This is a genomic window from Bartonella sp. CL162QHHD (assembly GCF_042195435.1).
Classification (GTDB): domain Bacteria; phylum Pseudomonadota; class Alphaproteobacteria; order Rhizobiales; family Rhizobiaceae; genus Bartonella.
In genome coordinates this window covers 1-3,995 of sequence record NZ_JBHIOG010000052.1, presented here as the reverse complement: position 1 = coordinate 3,995, position 3,995 = coordinate 1, and the positions used below count along the sequence as shown (strand labels likewise).

Annotated in this window: 2 protein-coding genes and 2 pseudogenes; all 4 read left to right on the top strand. The window is 39.5% G+C overall.

What is annotated here, in order from left to right:
• Nucleotides 1-324: pseudogene (locus tag ACFILD_RS04925) on the top strand (hypothetical protein); the annotation flags it as partial.
• Between the two features lie 11 nt (nt 325-335).
• On the top strand, nt 336-1,790 hold the full coding sequence (locus tag ACFILD_RS04920) for a hypothetical protein (protein WP_375662711.1): 1,455 nt from the start codon (nt 336-338) through the stop codon (nt 1,788-1,790).
• A 10-nt stretch (nt 1,791-1,800) separates the two neighbouring features.
• On the top strand, nt 1,801-3,903 hold the full coding sequence (locus tag ACFILD_RS04915; RefSeq protein WP_375664841.1) for a glycine zipper family protein: 2,103 nt from the start codon (nt 1,801-1,803) through the stop codon (nt 3,901-3,903).
• Nucleotides 3,900-3,995 (top strand): annotated as a pseudogene (locus tag ACFILD_RS04910) (lytic transglycosylase); the annotation flags it as partial. The gene ACFILD_RS04915 and the pseudogene ACFILD_RS04910, both read left to right, overlap by 4 nt.

Genomic DNA, 3,995 nt, shown 5'->3' with positions numbered 1-3,995 from the left:
TCTTATAATAACGCATATTCGAATATGTTGCAGGGGTCATCTGTTCTTAATGACTACAATCAACGCCTTGTTGATGCCAATCGTGAACGTTGGCTGGAACAAGACAATAGCGGCTGGAATAGATTGAATATGCTTATGAACGCCGGTCATGGCTTTGCAAGGAATTACGGCACGACAACAGGTAACAACACATCTTCTCTAATGCAAGGCAACGACCCTTGGAAGAATTTTGCGACAGTAGCAGGTCTTGCGACAAGTTTTATGGGTATTCCTGATATTTCTAAGCCTTTTGGCGCATTTTTAGGCAAAAAATTCGGTGTATAGGAAAGAAAGAAATGGAAAAAAGTTCTTGGTTCGATAACATTTCGCGTTTTTTTATTCCTCCTGATCAAGGTGAACATCCTTTAGTTAGAATGTCTAGAATAGGAGCAGATGGTTTAATACAACATAGTGCACATCTCCCACCTACAGTACAACGTGCTAGAAGAACATGGTCTACAGTTCAAGAAGAAAGAGAACGCCAAAAGCGTGAAGAGATCTATGGTCGAAAGCTATTAGGAATGGTTATTCCGAAGATTGGTGAGAGACCTATTGATAAAATGAATATGTTGCAGAAAGTAATACAGCAGCATCAAGGTCCTGCTACTCCTAGTGCAATTTCTATTGATAAACCGTTTGAGAGTGGTTCTCTTGCGCCTTCTCAAATAGGAACTATTGTTCCGGATGGAGTATATCATGAGAAGAAGGAACCTTATGTGGTTCCTGAAGCAGAAATACCATTTGGTGTTGGTAATCATCCACCACTCCCTAATGCACAGGAGATTAAACAACTTACGCCTATAGTAGAGGCAGCTTCAACACCACAGTCACAAACTTCTCCAGTAGATACTCGAACTGGTTTTGAAAAGTTTGTCCAGTCTGATTTTTATAAAAAGCTTCAAGATCTTTTTGCAGGTATGTCGGCAGCACCGTCAGGCGGTTCTGGGTGGGATGCGCTTGCAAGTGGTGTGAAGCATCTTAATGAAGGAGATAAGGAAAGAGGGCAGGTTAATCAGACCGTCGAATACCTAAAATCTAAAGGGTACAGTGAAGAAGAGGCGCGGTTCATGGCTGGGAATAAAGATGCATTGAATGCTTTTCTATTACAAAAAGTGAACGGCGGTTATGATGCTAGATCTAAAGAAGAAATGGACCGCCTACGAGAAACAATAGATCTTAAAAATAGTGAAGCTATCAGTAGTAATACACTCCATGACATTGAACGTTTTATGAATTATATAGAAGAGAATGGTGATTGGGCTACGGGAAATCTTGCTGATTGGCAAGCTTCTTTTAAGGTTCCTCAACACCGTGATATGCGTTCACTGCTTGATTCCATTAAAAACCGTATAGGTATTGACCGTTTAGAAACGATGAGACGGTATTCACGCAATGGTGCTTCTGGTTTTGGTAACCTTACAGAAAGAGAGCTTGATATCTTAAAGAGCTATTTAGGAGAGATAAAGTACGACTTGGGTCATGAAGAGCTCTTGTTTAGGTTGAAAAAAATCCATCAGATTTTGGCTAAGATGAAATTAGACGTATTGAAATTGCTAGAAGACAGCAGCATTGAATTAACGCAAGAGAGTGTTGATAAGGTTACCTCACAGTCGCATTCTAAAGCTCCACAGCAAGGACATAGTGCAAATGCGCCTGTAGTAAAAAGTGCAGAAGAAATTGAAGCCTTACCGAAAGGAGCAGATTTTATTGTTATTGATGCCGATGGTAAAAGAATGACTATAAGAAAATAGGTTGTGTTTCATGTCTGAACTTAAGAATTATGATAAGTCACTTCTTCCTGAATGGGCTAGAAAGTATAAGGTTATTGGTATTGCTGAAGATGTTCAAAAGGAAACAAATTATCCTGAACTTAAGGATTATGATAAATCACGTCTCCCTGAGTGGGCTAGGAAATATAAAGTAATTGGTCCAGTTCAAGATATTCCAAATACTCAAGAAACATTCAAAGATTTTGCATTTGATGATAAAGATCTTACGTGGTGGGATGCTGTTAGAAGCCATGGTACATCTGGTCTTACAGCAGGGTACAGTGATGAGATACAAGCGGCGAATGAAGCAGGTTTTACGGATTATTGGCGTGGTGATAAGAAAGCAGTAGAGGTTTATAACAGAAGAGTAGCCAAGGAACGCGCTTACCAAAAAGCCTTGGAAGAGAAATATCCATGGTTGTCTTCTGGTGCTTATATTGCTGGTTCGATTTTACCAACATTAGCATCTTTGGGTATTCCCGCATTAAATTTTTTGCGAGCAGGCTCGACTTTAGGAAGTTTAGGTAGGGGAGCTATTGTTGGGGCAGGTTCTGGAGCTTTACATGGTTCTGGTGCAGGAAAAGGTTACAATGATACGGTGAATTCGGCATTAGCCGGTGGTGTTGGTGGGGCAGTTTTGACGCCGGTTGCTGCTTTAGGAGGTATGGGTATTTCTAAGGCAGTTCGTAGTTTAGGAAATGCTTTAAAGTCACCTCCTGTCGTGAGGAATTATTTTAATCCTGCTCGTAAAGAGGTTTCAAATAAAGCTTTGCGAGAAGTTGCCAAGCAACTTTACGATAATAAAACCCAAAAGATCACGGAACGTCTTAGCTCAGAACCTCAGGAAGTATTTTTGACAGATATTAATGAAAAACTACGACAGACTTTGTGGAATGCGTCTAAAACAAATGAAGATGTTTATAATCTCTTGAAACAAGCGCATGAGAAAAGATTAGGCGGTTCTGTTCAACGTCTTGATGATATGATGGAGCAGACGATTGTTCCATACCAGCATAGCGATATTTTAAGCAGGACACTTAAACGGCAAGGGAAAGAGGCTCATGATCATCTCTATGAACAAGCGAAGCAAATTCCAATAGGAAAAGAACATTATCCAGCTCTTAATAATTTTTTTGAGAATAAAGGGTTTCAAAGAGCTCTCAAAGAAGCTGTTAAGACTTTAGAGGAACACCCCCTCAGTATAAATCCTAGACGATTTTATAATAGAAAGTTTAGCAGTATAAACTATAAACCTACGATAGAGTTATTAGATCAAACCAAGAAGTCTCTTGATGATTTAATCGAAAAGAGTAAGAAACATGGCGATAACCAGAAGGTTTTAGGATACGAAATCCTCAAACAAGATTTAGTAAAAATAATGGATCAAATCTCTCCTACTTATCAAGCAGCGCGTGGTAGTGCAGCAAAATTCAAAAATTTTGCAGATAGTTTTGAGAAGGGTAGACAAGCTTTAGGCACGAAACTTGAAAAGAGTATTGAAAGGGATGCAGTTAAGGAAAATCTTTCTAAAGGGAATTGGACAAAACAAAATAATACCTATCAGATGGGCATGAGAGATGCATTAGATGATTTACTCAGAAAAAATGATGACCCTATTAATGAATTTTCTAAACTTTTAAAACAAAATCTTGCGTCTGAGAATCTTGAAAGGACCATAGGACCGGAACGGTTTTCTACTTTTAAAAAGGCAGTAGATCAGGAGCAATTCTATTCTGATGCAGCAAAAGAGGCTTTTAGCAAATTTGAAGGCACTCCTGAGTTTTCTGTTTTTGATGGAATTAATTTTTCAAATTTTTTGCATTGGCCAACTGAATCTCTAAAATTAGCACGAAACATATTTTTCCACCCGAATGCTCCAGAGGCGCTACGGGCAAGACAAGAGCTAGAGCGCGGTATAGCGAAGTTAGCAACTTTTGGCGTTAAAGGAATGGAGCGCAATGAAATTGCCAAATTGATTCAAAGTGCTTTGAAGTGGCATAAAGCCGGTGTGATAACGGATGAAGGCTTGAAGATTGTTTCTAGAGCTGTAGCAAAAGGGTTAGGTCCTAGTGCTTCAATAGAGTATGCGAAATGACCCGTTCTAGTCCTTCTGTTAATCAAGCGATACGGCAAACGGCAGCGCGATATGGTTTGCCAGAGAGCTATTTGTACCGTGTTGCGCAAGTG